Below are 16,804 nucleotides of genomic sequence, written 5' to 3'. Positions count from 1 at the left end.
CACCTCCGCCACCCCACGCAGGAGTCTGCCCCATGGCTCAAAATCTCGATGCTCTTCGGCTGGCACTCCAACATTCGCCCGACAATGCGCCGCTGCTGATGCTTTTTGCGGACGCCTGCCTGGATGACGGCCTGCTGGATGAGGCTGAGCAGAGCTTTCAGCGCGTGTTGAAAGACGACCCAGCCCACGCAGACGCACGCCTGGGCCTCGCCCGTGTCGCTTTGCTGCAAGGCAAGACCTCTCAGGCCGCGGTGCGCGCCGAGCAGATCGTGGCCGACACACCCACCTGCGCCGCCGCTTACCTGCTGCTCGCACGCATTCACATCACCGAAGGCGATCTGCCAAAGGCCAAGGCGATGTATGACAAAGGCATCGCTATGAATCGCTCCCTGGCGGACCCCGGCATCGAAAAAGATCTGCACGGCATCAAGCCCTCAGGGGACGATAGCTCAGGACGCAAGCGCGGGGCCATGACCTCCAGCGGTATTCCCCTCGAATTGGTGGAAGAAGACAAAGACGACGAAGACGGCCATCCGCGCGGTGGTGCCGCCTACGATCTCGGGCTGGCTGAATTCGGCAAGCCAGAGCTCAATTTCTCCAGCGTCGGCGGCATGGAGGCGCTGAAGGAGGAGATCCGCATGAAGATCATCTACCCGCTGCAGCACGCGGAGCTGTTCAAGGCCTACGACAAGAAAGTCGGCGGCGGAGTACTGCTCTACGGCCCGCCCGGCGTGGGCAAGACGCTCATCAGCAAGGCCACCGCCGGCGAGATCAAAGCCAACTTCATCGCCCTGGGCCTGCACCAGATTCTCGACATGTGGATCGGCGGTTCGGAGAAAAACATGCACGAGGTCTTTGAGCTCGCGCGTCAGAACGCACCCAGCATTCTGTTTTTCGATGAAGTGGACGCGCTCGCCGCAGACCGCCGTGATCTGCGCCAAAGCGCCGGCCGCAATCTCATCAACGCCTTCCTCTCTGAGATGGATGGCGCGGAGTCGAACAACGACGGCGTGCTCATCCTCGGTGCCACGAATGCACCATGGCACATCGATCCTGCCTTTCGGCGTCCGGGTCGCTTTGACCGCACCCTGTTTGTGCCACCACCGGATGAAGCAGGTCGTGCTGCGATCATCGAGGTCATGGCGAAGAACAAACCGATCGGTGAACTCGATCCACGTGCGCTCGCCAAAAAAACCGAAGGCTTCTCCGGCGCAGATTTGAAGGCGGTCTTCGATCTCGCCACCGAAGACGTGATGAACGAGGTCATGCGCAGCGGCAAGGTCATCCCGTTGACCACCAAGGATCTCATCAAAGCCGCAGGCCGCCACAAGGCCACGACAAAGGCGTGGTTTGAAAGCGCGAAAAATTACGCGATGTATTCCAATCAAAGCGGTTTTTACGACGACGTCTTGAAGCACCTCGGCCTCATGAAGCGCTGAACCCCTGGCAGCGCATGTCTGAAGATTTTCATCCCTCTCCTGAAGCAGCCTTCGCCCGCGGCCGCCTGCTGCAAAGCCAGCACCGCACGCAGGATGCCATTGCGTGCTACAAGCAGGCGCTCGAACTCGATGCGCATCACACGCTCAGCTACATCATGCTCGCGCTGTGCTGGATGCAGGAGGATGACACCGCGCCCAAGTCGATCGACGCGGCCCAGCGCGCCGTGGCGCTTGAACCGGAAAATCCCTTCGCCCGCAGCGTCCTGGCGCTCGCCTTGAATGCGAATGCCAAAGACGGCCAGAATGCCGCGATCAAAGCAGCGCTGCAGCAGGCCGAGGAAGCGGTGAATCTCGATCCCGACAGCGATTTCAGCCACGCCGTTCTCTCACGCCTGCACCTGCGCCTGCGTGATTACCCGAAAGCGGAGGCCTCCGCGCGCGCCGCGCTCTCGCTCGACACCGAGAACACCATGGCCGCCGAGGTGCTCTCCGCCGCGCTGCTCTTGCAGAAGAAGGACGGCGACAACCAGGACCTCATCAAATACCAGCTGGAGCGCAACGCCGAAGACGACAGCGCCCACACCAGCGCCGGCTGGATGGCCGTGATGAAGGGGGACCATAAAAAAGCCAACGAGCATTTCCTTGAGGCTCTGCGGCTGAACCCCATGAATGAAAACGCAAGACTGGGCCTCATCGAGTCCTTCCGTGCGCGGTCATGGCCGTATCGCCTGCAACTGAAGTTCGCGCACTTCATGAACCAGTTCACGGAAGGCCGGCAGACCGCCATCATGCTCGGCGGCTTCATCTGCTACAAGGTGGTCAGCAGCTACCTCAAGACCGTCTCGCCCATCCTCGGTGCAGTGGTCATCGGCGCATGGCTGATGTTCGTGCTGTGGGCGCATTTGGCGCGCGGTTTCAGCTCGGCCTTCATTGTGATGGATCGTTTCGCACGGGAGGCGCTGCGCCCGCGCGAGTACTGGGAGGGCGTGGTGGTGGGCGGTCTGATCTTCGCCTCCATCTCCAGCCTCGTGCTCGGCTTTGCCTGGCATCTCGGGGCCGAGGGCGGGTTTGCCGCCCTGACCTGCATCTTCGCCGCCGTGGTCAACGCCGCCGCCTTCACCAATGACCACTGGATTGGCCGCCACGTCTATGGCGTGGCAGCCGCTCTGGCCGGCACAGGCGCTCTCTACTCCACCCTGGATGTCTTTGCCGATCTGCACCTGCCCTTCGCCACAGAATTCGGCTCTCTGGCCCTCCTGCTCGGCGTGGCAGCCACTTGGCTGCGCGGCTTTGGGGTGTGGTATCGGTGAGGTGGATTACTTCTTCATCAAATACGCATCGCTCAGGCTGGAAAAGTGGCTTGTGAGTCAGGACCCCACGGGTATCTTTTAAAAGTGAGTGCGCGTGACCTATTGCTGCAAGTCAAAGCTCTGCCCCCAGCCGAGCAGCGCCGCTTCATGGACGCCATGATGGATTTGGATGCCACCATGCCCATGTCTTCCGCTTCAATGCGGGTGCCTGATTTTGACGCATACTGGGAACGCCTGCATGTCCTTGGAATGCCCCGCTGGACGGCGAAGCAGACCGCGGGACTCGACCGTTGGCTGGCTGGTGAAGAAGATGCCGCATGATTCCTTACGCGGACACCAACTATTTGACCCGCCTCTACCTGAATCTTGAAGGTGCTGAAAAAGCCAGAGGTTGGGCGAAAGAAGCGGCGTTACAGGCGGCGGCCCCTTTGCCGGTGACCTGGCTTACGGAACTGGAGTTGATCAACGCCTTTCAGCGCTGTGTTTTCGTTACTCGAATGGAGGGGCGCATGCGGGTGACTTCCGAATTTGCAGGTGCCGCTCAGCAGGAATTTCGTGATGCATTGAGCGCCGGGCAGTTTTTACGCCCAGCTCTGGTGCCCTATTCTAGGCTGAAAGAAAAATTTGAAGAACTGTCGCTGCGTCACACTGCAGCACATGGATATCGCACATACGATCTTCTTCACGTGGCTTTCGCGCTGCTGCTGGGCTGTGACACGTTTTGGAGCTTTGACGTCAAGGCACTCCAACTCGCCGCTTTGGAAGGCCTGCGAGTTCCTGATCTTCAGTGATGGGCTGAGCTGCTGAGACTCAGATCATTTCTTCATCAAATACGCAAAGAAGTCCTTCAGATCCGCATCGCTCATGCCGGTGGTGAGGCCTTCGGGCATGAGGGAAATCGGGGAGGCGGTCATGGATTCGATGTCGGTTTGCTTGAGCGCGGTTTTGTTGTTGGCCATGTCTTTGATGACGATGCCTTTGGCGTCCTGCGCATCCATGAGGCCGGTGAGGATCTGGCCGCCCTTCGTTTTCACGATGTAAGCGCCGAAGCCTTCGCGGATTTCCATGCTGGGCATGAAGAGGTTGTCGAGCCAGAAGTCGGCGTTGCTGCGGTCATAGCCGGTGAGTTCGGGGCCGATCTGGCCGCCTTCGCCAAAGAGCTTGTGGCAGATGGCGCAGCGGGCCATGAACTGGATCTTGCCTTTGTCGGCATCGCCGAGACCGGTCTTGAGAACAGCCTTGATGCGTTCAGACTCCTTCTTCTTTTCCGGCGTGGGGCCCGTGGCCAGCAGGCCCTTCCAGTGCTTGTCGATGGCTGCATCAATCTCGGGATCTTTGTGCAGGCTGAGCTGGCGCACGATGTCCACAGTGAAGTGCTTGGTGGGCACCTTCCACTCATTCACAAAACTCACCAAAATCTGCGCCCATTCCTTGCGGCCTGCCATCACACGCAGCGCATCTTCGCGCAGCGCCTTGTCTCCGGCGATTTGAGCCTCCCAGCCGAGCAGCAGGGCCTCGGGGATGCGCTTGTCATCAAACTTGGCCGCTGCCTGGAGAATGCCGCGCTTGAGGCCCGGCGGGCTCGTGGCTTTCAAAATGTTCACCATCGGCATCACCGCTTCCTGCTTGCCGAGTTCAGCCAGCGTTTTGGCGATGGCGATGCGGGCGGTGCTGCTCGCCTTTTTGTCTTCCAGCAGCTTCAGCGCGCTCTTCAGCGCATCCGCGCTGCCACTGCGCAGCGCCAGCGTGAGATCCCCGCCGCTCTGCTTCGCCATGTAGTTATTGAGCGCCTTTGTAAGCGACTCCGGCAGCTTCGGCATCTCCGCGCCTTCAAAGGCGGAGGCGATGCCGGCGATGAACTTGCCACGCAGGGCGTCATCATTCGTCAGCGCGAGTAGATCCGCGCAGGACTGGAAGTTCTCTTCGCCACCCGCCAGCGCATAGCGTTTCGCCAACTTCTCAGCGAGGTTGTCGCGGAAGAGGGTAGTCTTCAGGAAAGCGGTGTCACTCTTGAGGAAAGCGAAAACGGCAGCGCGTTCTTTTTCAGCTTTGGATTCGAGCGCCCACCAGGCAAGCAGCGGCAGATGACCGCTTTCGTCCTCGACGTCAGCACTTTTCAACAAAGGAAGGGCTATGCCGGCTGGCAGTCGTTTGGCCGACGCGACGATCTGAGCGCGCACTTCCAGTTCAGGGCTTTTTTGCAATTCAGTGAGAGCCACATTCTTCATCCAGAAGTTGCCACGTTCTCCGAGCATTTTTGCCGCCCACCGACGGACATACGGGTCTTTGTGTTCCGCAGCGGTCACGATGGCATTATTGACTTTCTCATAACCTCCCAGGTCTGATTCCATCTCCGCTGGACCAAGCATGTCCAAAGCCCACAAGGCCTCCAGCGCGTGAGGATTATTCGCTTTCGTATCCAGCATCTCTGTCAGTGGCTTCTCCAGCTCCTTCAGCTTCCGCCACCCAATCTCCAGCACCGCCTGCTTCCGGAACCACTCGTTCGGATGGCTCAAATAACCGAGCAACTCATCCCCGCTCGCCTTGCTCAAATCAAACGGCTTCAGCTTCGGCGCGCCTGCGGCAGGCCGCACACGGTAGATGCGGCCGCTGGTCTTGTGCCAGTCGTCGATGGGGCTCACGTGGCTGAGGCGCGTGTCATACCAGTCGGCCATGTAGAAGCCGCCATCCGGGCCCACACCGGCCCACACGGGGCGGAACCAGCGGTCCGGGGTGCTGAGCAGGTTTTCTTCATCCTTGGTGCGGAAGGTGGAGCCGTCAGGGATGCGCTCGCTCACATACACGAGGTTTTGCAGCGCGTTCGGGGCGATGATTTTGCCCTCGTAGGCACTGCCGAGCAGGCCGCCTTCATACACGGTGAAAGCCTGCGGGAAGCGTTTGTTGTCGCCTTGGTGATTCATGTGCTCAAACCAGCCAAACGCATAGGGATTGGTCAGCGGGCCGTGCTTGCCCCAGCCTTTGATGCCGTAGCTGCCCTGCTCATAGTGCATGCCGCGTGTGGCGCCGTTCGTGCCGGAGAACAGGCGGCCCTTGCTGTCAAAGTCGAGGCTGAAGGTGTTGCCGCCGCCCTCGGCGTAGATTTCAAAGGTCTTCTTCTTCGGATGGTAGCGCCAGATGCACTGGCCTTCCCACTTCACGTTCTTGGTGTTCGCGCTGCTGACGTTGCCGGTGGTGGTGCTGCCGTTGGCACCGTAGAGCCAGCCGTCCATGCCCCATTGCAAATTCGTGGCGACGCTGTGCGTGTCCTCCAAGCCGAAGCCACTGAGCTCCACCTCAGGCGTGTCAGAGTCAGGTTTCGCGTCGAAGTCTGCATCCGCGTAGCTGAGCAGGTAAGGGGGATTCAGCACCCAGATGCGCCCCATGCCATGCAGCGCGGCGCTGGCGATGTTCAGGCCGGTGATGACGTCCTCGTGCTTGTCAAAAAAGCCGTCGCCATCTGTATCCTCAAAGACGGTGATCTTGTCAGCCCCCTTTTCACCCCGTGGCGGCGGCAGCGGCACCTTGTCAAACTTGGCGCGCAGATGCTGGTCGTAGCTGATGATCTTCAGCCCGGCGGGAAACTGATACTGGCGGTACTGCACCACCCACATGCGCCCTTTGGAATCCCAGCTCGCATAGAGCGGCTGCTCCACCACCGGCTCGGCGGCCATGAGGTCGATGGCCACGTCACTGCGCGTTTTGAATTTCTTCAGCGCCTCCTCGGGCGGCGTGGGAGGCGTGTCGTCCCGCATCACGCCGCGACCGGCGCGCGTCTCCATGATTTTTTTCACAGCCTCGTTGCCTGCGACATCGCCGGGTTTGACGTTCGGGTCCGCAGCGAGCGCAGTGCCACCGAGCAGGAGAAAAAGGAGACGCGTTTTCATGGGGTAGAGACTAACAAACGAAGCGGCGGCGGTTTCTTGCCGCCTTGTCACCGGTTTCGGTATTTTCGTGTGACAGAAAAAACTGGCAGCCGGACCTGTTTTCCGCTCCAATTTACACTGAACAACCCAATTCATTCCCATGGCTGACTCCTACACTGAAGTGACTTCACAAAACTGGTTCAGCCGCATCGGCGAATCGATCAAAGGCATTCTGTTTGGCATCATTGTCATCCCGCTGACGATCATTCTGCTCTGGTGGAATGAAGGCCGTGCCATCACCACCGCGAACAGCCTGAAGGAAGGCGCCGCCGCCGTGGTGCATGTGTCCGCAGACAAAGTGGACCCGGCCAATGACAAAAAGCTGGTGCATGTGACCGGTGAGGCCAAAACAGACGCACTGGTGGTGGACAGTCATTACGGCATCAGCGTGCCGGCTTTGCGGCTGGTGCGTACCGAAATGATCTATCAGTGGGTGGAGGACAAGAAGAGCGAGACGAAGCAAAAAGTGGGTGGCGGCGAGGAAACCACGACGACCTACACCTACGACAAGAAGTGGGTGGATGAACCGGTGAACTCGTCTGAGTTCAAAAAGCCCGAAGGCCACACCAACGAGGGTGACTTGATCGCAGGAAACGAGAACATGAGCGCCGAGAAGGTCAAACTCGGGGCGTTCGATGTGCCGGAAAAGTTTGTGAAAGAGATGGGCAGCCCGATTGCGCGCGCAGTGACGGACGCAGATCTGGCCACGCTGCCTGCGGATCTCAAAGACGGCACGAAAATCCAGGATGGAGCATTCTACTTTGGAGCCAATCCCAAAGAGCCCAAAATCGGCGATGTCCGCGTGTCCTATGAAATCGTGAAGCCCGGCACCTTCAGCATCCTGGCGGCGCAGATCGGGGAAACTTTTGAGCCCTACCAGACCAAGGCCGGCGACCCGATCTATTTCATCGAAGCAGGCACCGTTAGCTCTGACAAGATGTTCAAAGACGCCGCCAGAGCGAATTCGATGATCACCTGGCTGGTGCGCTTTTTGGGCTTCCTCTTCATGGCCTTCGGCTTCATGGCCATCATGAAGCCGCTCAGCGTGCTGGGCAGCGTCATTCCCTTCATCGGCAACATCATCGGCATGGGCACAGGCCTGATCTCCTTTGTTCTGGCGGGTGCCATCTCCTTCCTGGTGATCGCCATCGCCTGGATCTTTGTCCGTCCGCTGCTGGGCATCGCAATGCTGGCACTGGCCATCGGCGCCTTCATTTACACACGTAAACTGGCGGCTGCCAGCAAGCCCGCCGCCGCTTAGGTAGGAAGGCCTAAATATACTCTAAGCTTGATGGTTGTTGCTCCCGTTGTCAGGTGTGTCACAGTACCTGACTGATGCGACTTACCAGCAGCACCGCCGCTCCCCTCGTGACTCGTTCCGCGCCGCCTTCGTCGCAGGAACTGTCCGCGATGATGCCCTTCGGGCGTTATTCGGTGCAGGCGCAGGTGGGCATCGGCGGCATGGGCACGGTGTACCGTGGCACGCAGCTCAGCCTGGGTCGGCCGGTGGCCATCAAGGTGCTGCGCGTGAGCGACGGGTACGACTTCGCCTTTGAAGACCGCTTCCGCCGTGAGGCGCGGGCCATGGCCACGCTGAACCACCCGAACATCGTCGCCATCTACGACTATGGTCACATCGGCACCGACTTTCTGTTCTTCGTCATGGAGTTCGTGGATGGCACCGATCTCGGTGAAATCATGCGCACTGGGCGCATGACGCGTGAACTCGCGCTGCAGCTGCTGCCGCAAATCTGCGCCGGACTCGAATACGCGCACTCCAAAGGCATCGTCCATCGCGACATCAAGCCCGCGAACATCATGCTCACGCGCCAGGGCGAGGTGAAGATCACCGACTTCGGCCTCGCCAAGGACGTAATGCGTGCGCCTTCGATGGCCACCGAAACACACATGGTCATGGGCACGCCGGAATACGCCGCACCGGAGCAGTTCAACGCGCACCGGGACGTCGATCATCGTGCCGACATCTATGCCTTCGGCGTGCTGATGTATCAGATGCTGACAGGGGCGCTGCCACGCGGCTCCTGGCAGCCGCCTTCCACCTTGCTGCATGGTTTGGATCCCCGCTTTGACGCGGTCATCATCCGTGCCCTGATGACGGATCGTGAGCACCGCTACCAGTCCATGGGTGACATGCGCCGGGTGATCGAGGCCGCTCTGGTGCCGGTGGCGCACACACCCAGCCGACCGCTGCCAGTCGCCAAACCCTCCGCCGGACGCATCCTGCTGCTCGAGGATGATCTCATGGTGCGCGATCTGATGCGCCGTGCCTTGGAAAAGGCGTCATTTGAAGTCGTCGAAACCGGAGATGGCAAGGAGACTCTGCGCCAGTATCAGGAAGCGATGCAGCAGGGCCGTCCCTACGACCTCGCCATTCTCGATCTCACCATTCCCGACGGCATGTGCGGCCGGGAAACCATGCTCTATCTCCGTCGTCTCGATCCACAGATCCTCGCCATCGTCTCCTCCGGCTACCGGGATGATGCCGTCATGAAAGACTGCGCCGCCTACGGCTTTGCCGCGGCGCTGCCAAAGCCCTACCAGGTCGAAGGCCTGCTGCACGTCGTGAACGGCGCCCTCGCCGTGGGCCGCCGGCGCATGGCGTGATCTCATGCCGTAGGACGGTTGTGGCGCAAGCCCGCCCGTCTGCGAGCGTAGTGCAGACACTGTGGCGTGCGAACGTCCTCGAAGTCGGGCGGTTTGGCGGAGGAGGCGATGGAAGATGACAGGGTATCGACGCCAAACACACCCACCCTACGCCCAGGTGCCGCGCGCTGCCCGCCTGTTCGAGAACAGGTCTGCTGAGACTGGATGACAGACCGGTTTTAAACAGATCATGGTATTACACCACGCGCACCGCCGCCTGGGCGTCCATGGCCTGCCAGACGCCATGCACCACACGCATGTAGTTCATGCCTTCACCAAAATCCGGCCTGGGTCGCGGGGCTTTCGGATCACGCACCGCCGCGATGAAATCACGCTCCACCGTCCAGCTTCGCTGCAGCTCGGTGGGAACTGGCACTGACTCCAGCTTGCCGCCGCGTTTGCCCAGCTGAAGATCATCCGTGGCAAAGTCATAGCTCAGCGTGCCTTCGGAGCCGAAGATCCACAGCTTGTCCGTCGGCGCATGCGCGGCCACGCCGCTGAAGAGCATTGTGGCCTCGATGCCGCTGCGGAATTTGGCCATCACGTGGACGAAATCCGGAATGTCCACCTCCACACCCGCACGTTCCGGGATCACCACATTGCCGCGAGCCTCCACTTCCACGATGTGGCCGAGCCACTGCTGCAGCACCTCGGTGTAGATGCCCAGTGTGAGGATTTGAATGCCGCTCAAGTCGGACTGCTGCCGCCAGTGCGCGGGCTTGGCCGCATCTAGCCAGGCATCATTGAAACTATGCAGCAGCACCTGATGTGGTGTGCCGATGGCCCCTTCCGCGAGCAGCTTCTTCACCAGCTCTCCACCATGCATGCCCTGCGGTGCCGGGCAGATGGCGGTGACGAGTTCCGGATAGCGCATGGACGCCTCCCACATCTGGTTCGCCTCCGGCAGAGAGGCCGCCATGCGTGCCTGCGTGAAGACGTGCTTGCCATGCTGCAGCGCGTAGCAGGTCATCTCCGCATGCATGTAGGGGTGCGTGCCGATCCAGACCACATCCACCTCATCGCTCGACGCCACCTCCTCCCAGCGCTCCACCGCCTTCGCTTCCGGGGCAAACTCACGGCAAAAAGCCTCGGCACTTTCCAGCGAGCGGTTCGTCACCTGGGTGATCTGCACATTCGGGATCGCCCGCAGGCCGGGCATGTGGCGGGATTTGACGATGCCACCGGCGCCGATGATGCCGATGCGGATGGGTTGATCAGTTGCGGTCATAGACGTATGGATTGGGCACACCTTGGAGCCAACATTCAAGCCCCGCATGCAAATCCTGCACATCTTCCTTTCTCCAGAGCACATCTACGTCGGTCATCACGGCCTGCCGCCCGGCACCACGCCCATGATCGAAGTGCCGGAGGCTGAATGCGTGGCTGGCAAAGGCCTGCGGGGTGATCGCTATTTCGGCTGGAAGGAGGACTTCAAAGGGCAGGTCACCTTCTTTGAGCACGAGCAGTATGAGCGCCTCTGCGAAAAGTTCAGCGCCATGGGCGTGCCCCCCTCCGTCTTTCGCCGCAACATCATCACTAAGGGCATCGACCTCAACACCCTCATCGGCACCGAATTTGAAGTGCAGGGCGTCCGTTTTCTCGGCACGCAGGAGGCCGCGCCCTGCCACTGGATGAACCAGGCCTTCGCTGAAGGCGCCGAAGCAGCGCTCAAAGGCCACGGCGGCTTGCGGGCCAAAATTTTGAGCGACGGCATCCTCCGCAAATCATGAACACTCCTTTCGCCGCCGTATTGCTCGCCGGGGGGCGCTCCACCCGGATGAAACAGGACAAAGCCCTGCTCCACTGGCATGGGCAGGATTTGTGGCAGGCCCAATTGCACAAGCTGCAGTCGATCGGTGCCGCGCGCGTGCTGCTCTCCTGCCGGCGCGATCAGCCCTTGTTTGTCAGCCCCAGCGATGAAGTCGAAGTCATCCATGATCCCGACGGCGTGGATGACGGCCCGCTGGGTGCCATCACACGTTGTTTGGAGCAGGTGCAGATGCCGCTGCTCGTCCTCGCCGTGGACATGCCCTGGATGACCGCCACCTTTCTGCGCGAGCAGCTTAACCAGCACGAGAGCCCGGAGAAGGGCTGGTTCTTTCGCGGCCCGCACGGCGATGAAACCCTCGCCGGTCTTTACGTTCCCTCCATGCTGCCGCTCATGCGGGAGTCGCTTTCCAAGAAAGACTTCAAGCTCCAGCACATCATAGAGACCGCCGTCCATTCGGGTCTGGCCATCACGCATGCGCTGGGAGATGATCAGATGCCCTTTTTCCACAATGCGAACACGCCGGCGGATTTAAGGCATTAAGGCACCAGTCATTGCCTTCGGGCTTCGGCTCACCGTTCAAAGGGCTCATCCACCACCAGGCGCTTGCCCAGGCTCACGACATCATCAATGGCAAATCCGAGCCGTTGGTAAAACTCAATCACCTGGGTGTTTGTCGTGCGCACCTGCAGATTGATTTTGGGGCAGCCCAGCCGGCGCAGCAGGTCTTCAGCGTGCCGCATGAGGGCGCGTCCGTGGCCCGACTTTTGCAGATGCGGAGCCACGGCCAGATAATTGATCCAGCCTCGATGCCCCTCATATCCAGCCATGACGGTGGCGATCACCTGCGAGTCCAGCACCCCCACAAGAAACAGCTCGGGAGAGTCAGCGAGTTTGCGCTGGATGTCCTCACGCGGATTGTTCTGCGGTTTCACGAGTCCGCAGGAAGTCCACAGGTCAATGACCTGGTCCTCATCGGCAGGCTGGTAGCTGCGGACCTCCATGCAGCTCAACATGGCCTGAAGCCATGCAGCTGCAAGTGCGGGCCTGCCTGCACTCCTCAGCTCACTGTTTCTTCAGCTGTGCCGTCAGGTATTCACCGCACGGCGTCTCTTTCCCGTCCTTGAAGCGAATCACATACGGCTTCCCGGAAGTGCCTGAGGCGGAGGCCACCTTCGCAATGAAATCTGTCGCGGTCTTCACCTCCTTGTCATTCCGCTCCCATTTGGCCCGGAGAAACTTGGCCGCATTCGCCGCGCTGTAATCGCTGCCATTCCTGACAAACATGGCGTTTTCGAGCCCCTGAATGTGCGTGATCAGCGTCTCGATCTTCGCCTTCTCCGCCGGCTCTGCTGCGGGCAGCGTGACAAAGAAACAGAGAAGGCAAAAAAGCTGGAGGATGAGTTTCGGTGTCATGGCGGTATTCTTTTTAAACGCACCTGCTCAGACAAAAGGATGTCCAGATTCAGCGCAGCTCATGCCCCAGGATCGCCAGCGTGGCGATGCTGGCAGTCTCGGCACGCAGGACCAGCGGCCCCAGCGTCACAGGCACAAACCCCGCTGCAAAAGCCTGCCCTTCTTCTTCCGCCGTAAAATCACCCTCGGGGCCGATCAAGACGGCCACGCTGCTCGGTTTGTCCGCAGGCAATGCTTGTTTGAGCGTGCGGGAGTGCTCGCTCAGTGCGGGGATAAGCTTGAGTCCGGCTTCAAACTTCACACCTGCGGCGAGGGTGATGGGCGCGTGAAGTTCAGGCACAAACGGCGTGTGGCATTGCTTCGCGCTTTCAATCATGTGCCGCCTCCATTTGGCCAGCTTCTTCTCCGTCTGTGCCGCATCGAGATGGATCACGGTCCGTTCCGTGATGATGGGCTGGATGCTCGCAGCGCCCAGTTCCACCGCCTTTTCCAGCAGCCACTCAAAAGGCTCAGCTTTGATCAGCGCAGGCAGCAGATGAATCGACGTCTGAGACAGCTCCACTCGCGTTTCAGTGGTGACTCTGGCCTGCACGGTCGATTTGGTCACGTGCGTGATCTCGCAAACCGCCACGCGTCCCGCACCATCAAAGACCTCGATGGTGTCCCCCGGCTGCTTGCGCATCACGCGGCCACAATGCTGCGCTTCATCACCGGTCAGCGTGAGATGCGGCGTGGCCCAGTCGGAGGCGGAAAGATGGAAGCGTGGCAGCGACATGTCAGCGTTTCATCAGCGCTTCAATCTCATCCGCCTCGATCGGAATATGCGCCATGAGATCAATGTTTTCGTGTTCACCGATGAAGATGTTGTTCTCCAGGCGGACACCGAGTTTTTCCTCCCGGATGTAGATGCCGGGCTCCACGGTGAAGACCATGCCGGGCTGCACGGGCTTCCACATGTGGCCCACGTCATGCACGTCGATGCCCAGCGGATGCGAGGTGCCGTGCGGGAAGTATTTTTTATACGCCGGCTTGTCGGGGTCCTGCTTGGCGATGTCCTCCTCCGTGATCAATCCAAGGCCGAGCAGCTCCTTTTCCATCAGCTTGCCCACCTCCTCCTGATACTCACGAATGATGACGCCGGGGCGCAGCATCTGGCAGCACTTTTTGAAGACACGCAGCACGGCGTCGTAGACCTGGCGCTGGCGCGGCGTGAACTTGCCGTTCACAGGAATCGTGCGCGTGAGGTCGGCGTTGTAGTTGCCGTAGTTCGCCGCCACATCCAGCAGCAGCATCTCACCGTCCTGACACTGGCAGTGGTTGGTGATGTAATGCAGCACGCAGGCGTTCGCACCGCTGGCGATGATTGGCGTGTAGGCAAAGCCGCGCGCACGCTGGCGGATGAACTCATGCGACAGCTCCGCCTCGATCTCGAACTCCTGCACTCCCGGCTTCACGAACTTCAGCACGCGGTCAAAGCCATCTCCCGTGATGCGGATCGCTTCATTCAGCGCGGTGATTTCATGGGGGCTCTTGATCACGCGCAGCTCGTGCATGAGCTGCGCCAGACGGCGGTAATCGTGCAGCGGATACTCCCGCTGGCAGCGCTGCGTGAAGCGCATCTCCCGCGTTTCCGTGGGGATGGTGGCACGGGGGTGCTCGTTCGAGTTGAGAAAGACATGGTCCGCCTGACACATGACGGAGCGGAACTGCACCTCAAAATCCTCCAGCCAGTGCACGCGTGTGATGCCGCTGCGCTCCTTCGCCTGCTCCTTGCTGAGTTTTTCGCCTTCCCACACCGCGATGTGCTCGTTCGTCTCGCGCACAAACAGCATCTCCCGCTGCTTCGGATCAGCGGCGTCAGGATAGAGAACGAGAATCGTCTCCTCCTGATCCACGCCGCTCAAGTAAAACAGATCGCTGTTCTGCACAAAACTGAGGGAGCCGTCCGCATTCGTCGGCAGCACATCATTGGCATGAACGATCACGACTGACTGCGGCGGCAGCTTGGCATAGAGATGCTGACGATTTGAAACGAACAGTTCGGCGGGCAGGGGTTGGTAGCGCATAGGAGTAGGGCAAGCGTCCCGCTTGCAGCAGGTGCCGAAATTGCACGCAAGCCGCAGCCTTGCACCCCTTTATTGCGCCAGCACCGCCTTTGGTGGGTGGCGGTCGGCCTTGATCCACAGCTGGGTTTCGGTCCAGAAGGCTTCCACTGGCAGGGCAAAGGTAGTGACCCGGTCCACACGGGCGATGTTGATGCCGACGACCTTGCCTTCGAGATTGGCCACGGGGCCGCCCATGTCCGCAGGGAGCAGCGGGATGTCGTGCTGGAGGACTTCGGGGAAGTCGTCACTGCGCAGGGAGATGCCGCCATTGGCGAAGTCCTCACCCTCCCAGTTGTTCATCACCTTGGTGCGGCTGGCCAGGCGGACGCGGCAGCTCTCCTCCTTGTCTTTGCGCAGGTAGTGGATGTCAATGATCTCACCGGGCTGGCGCTTTTTGACGATGTCATAAACACGCGCCTGCGCGGACACCTTTTCGCCTGCGATGGTGATGAGGACATCGTCCTCCTTCAAACCGGCGGCTTCGGCGGGGCTTTCGCTGGCGATGCCGACAATGCGCACTCCTTTGCCATCTTTGACGGACTTTTCGTCCATGCGGATGCCCATGGCGGCCCCCTCGCCCGGAATGCGGCGGAATTTGGCGCTGACAATGCCGATGCGCGTTTCCTTGCCTGCATCCGCCACACTGCACAGCCACTGGCCGAGGCCGAGTGAGTGTGCGCCACCAAACGAAACCGCACGCAGGCCGGTGATGCCCACCGCCTGGGCCAGCAGCAGGTCCAGCCGCGTGTCGCGGTGCACCTCGCGCAGATCCGCAGTGCGTCCGTCGCTGAATTTGATGCGCGTCTTGTGCAGTTCGGGCACTTCGCTGGCCTTGATCAAAACATAGCCGTCTTCCCCCACAATGGTGGCGGTGCAGATGGAGCGTCCCAGCGGGCTCTCGATGCGCGCGGCACAGGCGACGGTGAGCGGCTTGAGCCTCTCCACCGCCGCGAGCGTGTGCTTCCCATTGGTGCGGTCCTCCTGCGGCAGAGGCAGGCGAGGCGGGTCCGCATGGAGGAGAAGGGGACTGAGGAGTACAAGGAAAGCGGAATGACGAAGCCCAAATGACAAAATGGCCCCCGCACGGAATGCGGCAGGACGGTCCTTCGTCATGTTAAATGCGTCCTTCGTCATTTGCTTACTGTCCTTCTTCCTGCGGCTTTTGTGCCAGTTGGACGGAAACATCGCGTTCCTTGTCGTGAGTGCGCAGTCTGAGCTTGAGGGTGTCCCCGGCGGCCCGGGCGCGCACGGTGGCGCTGAACTGCTGCTGGTCGGTCATGGCTTCACCATTAACGCTCAGGATGACGTCTCCGGCGCGAATTCCGGCCTTCAGCGCGGGTGAGGCGTCGATCACATCCGCCACTTCCAGATCCAGGCTGTCGTTCATCACGGTGGCCACTCCAAGGTAGCCTCCCGCGCCCGTGCCCCAGGTCTTGATGACTTGGGATTTCTGCATCGCCTCCCAGGACCGGAGAAAGGGCGCCATGGAGACGTGGACGTTTTGGTCCCGCCCCTCCCAGATCTGGCTGTGAATGCCGATGACCTCGCCATTGAAGTTAAAAAGCGGGCCGCCGGAGTCGCCGCCCATCAGCACGCAGTCGCTGTGCAGGCTGTTGGCGGTTTGTTTGATGATCCTGCCCACACGCAGCACGGGGCCGCGCGCCTTGTCAAAGCCACCGGGATGCCCCAGTGCAAAGCACCATTCACCGGGCTGCGCCTTGGCCACTTCACGGCTCAGATTCACAAAGGGCCAGGGTTTGCCCCGGTCTTTGAGCTGGGCCAGGGCCGCGTCGGTCGTTTTGTCCAGCCCCAGGGATTTGGCCGTGGTGACGGTGCCGTCTTCCAAAAGGACCTTCATGTCCTTCCCCGGGCCGTTGGGAACGTGCGCGGCCGTCAGCATCAGCCCATCGGCGGAAATGATGACCCCGCTGGCCGTGCCGTCCCCGCTTTGGATGGCCACCAGCGCCTGGCGCACCCGTGGCAGGAGCTTCTGCACGTCACTCTGGATCTTCAGGAGTTCAGAGATGTCGGTTTTCGGCGGCTTGTCATTGCTCTGCCGCTGCTCCGCCGCACTTGCCTGCCAGGACAGCAGGAATGTGATTAGCAGAAGATGGAATGAAGTGCGCATTTTTGAACCAATCAAACCAACGGCCCAACTGCTGGAAAGTTGCCAGATTTG

16 protein-coding genes are annotated in these 16,804 nt (G+C 60.5%); 8 read left to right on the top strand and 8 right to left on the bottom strand.

All coding sequences use genetic code 11. The features are described from left to right. Positions 1 to 32: 32 nt before the first annotated feature. From AC3RLQ_RS20535 to AC3RLQ_RS20520, 4 genes are all read left to right on the top strand, one after another. The gene (locus AC3RLQ_RS20535; RefSeq protein WP_493030511.1) at positions 33 to 1,439 is read left to right on the top strand and encodes an ATP-binding protein; all 1,407 of its coding nucleotides are present in this window, start codon (positions 33 to 35) and stop codon (positions 1,437 to 1,439) included. Between the two features lie 14 nt (positions 1,440 to 1,453). Continuing rightward, entirely contained in the window at positions 1,454 to 2,749 is a 1,296-nt protein-coding gene (locus AC3RLQ_RS20530) for a tetratricopeptide repeat protein (protein WP_493030510.1), read from the top strand. 147 nt (positions 2,750 to 2,896) lie between these two features. After that, positions 2,897 to 3,070: a hypothetical protein gene (locus AC3RLQ_RS20525; protein WP_493030509.1), complete on the top strand. Its 174-nt coding sequence runs from the start codon at positions 2,897 to 2,899 to the stop codon at positions 3,068 to 3,070. Next, positions 3,067 to 3,540 carry a PIN domain-containing protein gene (locus tag AC3RLQ_RS20520; protein ID WP_493030508.1) on the top strand — a complete coding sequence of 158 codons (474 nt, stop codon included), beginning with the start codon at positions 3,067 to 3,069 and terminating at the stop codon, positions 3,538 to 3,540. The genes AC3RLQ_RS20525 and AC3RLQ_RS20520 overlap by 4 nt, the downstream gene beginning before the upstream one ends. Before the next feature lie 24 nt (positions 3,541 to 3,564). Here the strand turns inward: AC3RLQ_RS20520 and AC3RLQ_RS20515 are convergent, their stop codons facing one another. Then, positions 3,565 to 6,633, bottom strand: a complete 3,069-nt coding sequence (locus tag AC3RLQ_RS20515; RefSeq protein WP_493030507.1) for a DUF7133 domain-containing protein — start codon at positions 6,631 to 6,633, stop codon at positions 3,565 to 3,567. A gap of 139 nt (positions 6,634 to 6,772) precedes the next feature. On the opposite strand from AC3RLQ_RS20515, the gene AC3RLQ_RS20510 reads away from it, so the two are divergent. Both AC3RLQ_RS20510 and AC3RLQ_RS20505 read left to right on the top strand, forming a co-directional pair. Further along, positions 6,773 to 7,933 carry a TMEM43 family protein gene (locus AC3RLQ_RS20510; RefSeq protein WP_493030506.1) on the top strand — a complete coding sequence of 387 codons (1,161 nt, stop codon included), beginning with the start codon at positions 6,773 to 6,775 and terminating at the stop codon, positions 7,931 to 7,933. Between the two features lie 74 nt (positions 7,934 to 8,007). After that, a complete protein-coding gene (locus AC3RLQ_RS20505; RefSeq protein ID WP_487687840.1) occupies positions 8,008 to 9,297 on the top strand; it encodes a protein kinase domain-containing protein in 1,290 nt (429 codons plus the stop codon). Positions 9,298 to 9,532: 235 nt separating this feature from the next. On the opposite strand, the gene AC3RLQ_RS20500 is transcribed toward AC3RLQ_RS20505, so the two are convergent. Then, positions 9,533 to 10,564 carry a Gfo/Idh/MocA family protein gene (locus tag AC3RLQ_RS20500; protein ID WP_493030505.1) on the bottom strand — a complete coding sequence of 344 codons (1,032 nt, stop codon included), beginning with the start codon at positions 10,562 to 10,564 and terminating at the stop codon, positions 9,533 to 9,535. Positions 10,565 to 10,610: 46 nt separating this feature from the next. Between AC3RLQ_RS20500 and AC3RLQ_RS20495 the strand changes: the two genes are divergently transcribed. Further along, on the top strand, positions 10,611 to 11,066 hold the full coding sequence (locus tag AC3RLQ_RS20495) for an MOSC domain-containing protein (protein WP_493030504.1): 456 nt from the start codon (positions 10,611 to 10,613) through the stop codon (positions 11,064 to 11,066). Beyond that, a complete protein-coding gene (mobA, locus tag AC3RLQ_RS20490) occupies positions 11,063 to 11,647 on the top strand; it encodes a molybdenum cofactor guanylyltransferase (protein WP_493030503.1) in 585 nt (194 codons plus the stop codon). The genes AC3RLQ_RS20495 and mobA overlap by 4 nt, the downstream gene beginning before the upstream one ends. A 29-nt stretch (positions 11,648 to 11,676) precedes the next feature. Here mobA and AC3RLQ_RS20485 read toward each other — a convergent pair whose 3' ends face one another. The 6 genes from AC3RLQ_RS20485 to AC3RLQ_RS20460 all read right to left on the bottom strand — a co-directional run bounded on the left by AC3RLQ_RS20485 (position 11,677) and on the right by AC3RLQ_RS20460 (position 16,753). Beyond that, positions 11,677 to 12,108: a GNAT family acetyltransferase gene (locus AC3RLQ_RS20485; RefSeq protein WP_493030502.1), complete on the bottom strand. Its 432-nt coding sequence runs from the start codon at positions 12,106 to 12,108 to the stop codon at positions 11,677 to 11,679. A 61-nt stretch (positions 12,109 to 12,169) separates the two neighbouring features. Beyond that, on the bottom strand, positions 12,170 to 12,520 hold the full coding sequence (locus AC3RLQ_RS20480) for a DUF5329 family protein (protein WP_493030501.1): 351 nt from the start codon (positions 12,518 to 12,520) through the stop codon (positions 12,170 to 12,172). Between the two features lie 49 nt (positions 12,521 to 12,569). Further along, complete coding sequence (locus AC3RLQ_RS20475) at positions 12,570 to 13,295, bottom strand: 16S rRNA (uracil(1498)-N(3))-methyltransferase (RefSeq protein ID WP_493030500.1); 726 nt, start codon at positions 13,293 to 13,295, stop codon at positions 12,570 to 12,572. Position 13,296: 1 nt separating this feature from the next. Continuing rightward, complete coding sequence (locus AC3RLQ_RS20470) at positions 13,297 to 14,586, bottom strand: aminopeptidase P N-terminal domain-containing protein (RefSeq protein ID WP_493030499.1); 1,290 nt, start codon at positions 14,584 to 14,586, stop codon at positions 13,297 to 13,299. A gap of 69 nt (positions 14,587 to 14,655) precedes the next feature. After that, positions 14,656 to 15,759: a PDZ domain-containing protein gene (locus AC3RLQ_RS20465; RefSeq protein WP_493030498.1), complete on the bottom strand. Its 1,104-nt coding sequence runs from the start codon at positions 15,757 to 15,759 to the stop codon at positions 14,656 to 14,658. Positions 15,760 to 15,763: 4 nt separating this feature from the next. Continuing rightward, positions 15,764 to 16,753, bottom strand: coding sequence for a S1C family serine protease (locus AC3RLQ_RS20460; RefSeq protein ID WP_493030497.1), 990 nt, complete (start codon positions 16,751 to 16,753; stop codon positions 15,764 to 15,766). Between the last annotated feature and the right edge of the window lie 51 nt (positions 16,754 to 16,804).

The sequence above is a fragment of the Prosthecobacter sp. GW821-HT29F12 genome, from assembly GCF_058803405.1.
This window is presented reverse-complemented; position numbering and strand designations above follow the sequence as displayed.

Excerpts from the sequence above, each read along its gene's own strand:
- AC3RLQ_RS20475 (WP_493030500.1), bottom strand. The coding sequence starts at position 13,295 with ATGTCGCTGCCACGCTTCCATCTTTCCGCCTCCGACTGGGCCACGCCG.
- AC3RLQ_RS20485 (WP_493030502.1), bottom strand. The coding sequence starts at position 12,108 with ATGGAGGTCCGCAGCTACCAGCCTGCCGATGAGGACCAGGTCATTGAC.
- AC3RLQ_RS20460 (WP_493030497.1), bottom strand. The coding sequence starts at position 16,753 with ATGCGCACTTCATTCCATCTTCTGCTAATCACATTCCTGCTGTCCTGG.
- AC3RLQ_RS20535 (WP_493030511.1), top strand. The coding sequence starts at position 33 with ATGGCTCAAAATCTCGATGCTCTTCGGCTGGCACTCCAACATTCGCCC.
- AC3RLQ_RS20515 (WP_493030507.1), bottom strand. The coding sequence starts at position 6,633 with ATGAAAACGCGTCTCCTTTTTCTCCTGCTCGGTGGCACTGCGCTCGCT.
- AC3RLQ_RS20505 (WP_487687840.1), top strand. The coding sequence starts at position 8,008 with ATGCGACTTACCAGCAGCACCGCCGCTCCCCTCGTGACTCGTTCCGCG.
- AC3RLQ_RS20530 (WP_493030510.1), top strand. The coding sequence starts at position 1,454 with ATGTCTGAAGATTTTCATCCCTCTCCTGAAGCAGCCTTCGCCCGCGGC.
- AC3RLQ_RS20525 (WP_493030509.1), top strand. The coding sequence starts at position 2,897 with ATGGACGCCATGATGGATTTGGATGCCACCATGCCCATGTCTTCCGCT.
- AC3RLQ_RS20510 (WP_493030506.1), top strand. The coding sequence starts at position 6,773 with ATGGCTGACTCCTACACTGAAGTGACTTCACAAAACTGGTTCAGCCGC.
- AC3RLQ_RS20470 (WP_493030499.1), bottom strand. The coding sequence starts at position 14,586 with ATGCGCTACCAACCCCTGCCCGCCGAACTGTTCGTTTCAAATCGTCAG.
- AC3RLQ_RS20480 (WP_493030501.1), bottom strand. The coding sequence starts at position 12,520 with ATGACACCGAAACTCATCCTCCAGCTTTTTTGCCTTCTCTGTTTCTTT.
- AC3RLQ_RS20465 (WP_493030498.1), bottom strand. The coding sequence starts at position 15,759 with ATGACGAAGGACGCATTTAACATGACGAAGGACCGTCCTGCCGCATTC.
- AC3RLQ_RS20500 (WP_493030505.1), bottom strand. The coding sequence starts at position 10,564 with ATGACCGCAACTGATCAACCCATCCGCATCGGCATCATCGGCGCCGGT.
- AC3RLQ_RS20520 (WP_493030508.1), top strand. The coding sequence starts at position 3,067 with ATGATTCCTTACGCGGACACCAACTATTTGACCCGCCTCTACCTGAAT.
- AC3RLQ_RS20495 (WP_493030504.1), top strand. The coding sequence starts at position 10,611 with ATGCAAATCCTGCACATCTTCCTTTCTCCAGAGCACATCTACGTCGGT.
- mobA (WP_493030503.1), top strand. The coding sequence starts at position 11,063 with ATGAACACTCCTTTCGCCGCCGTATTGCTCGCCGGGGGGCGCTCCACC.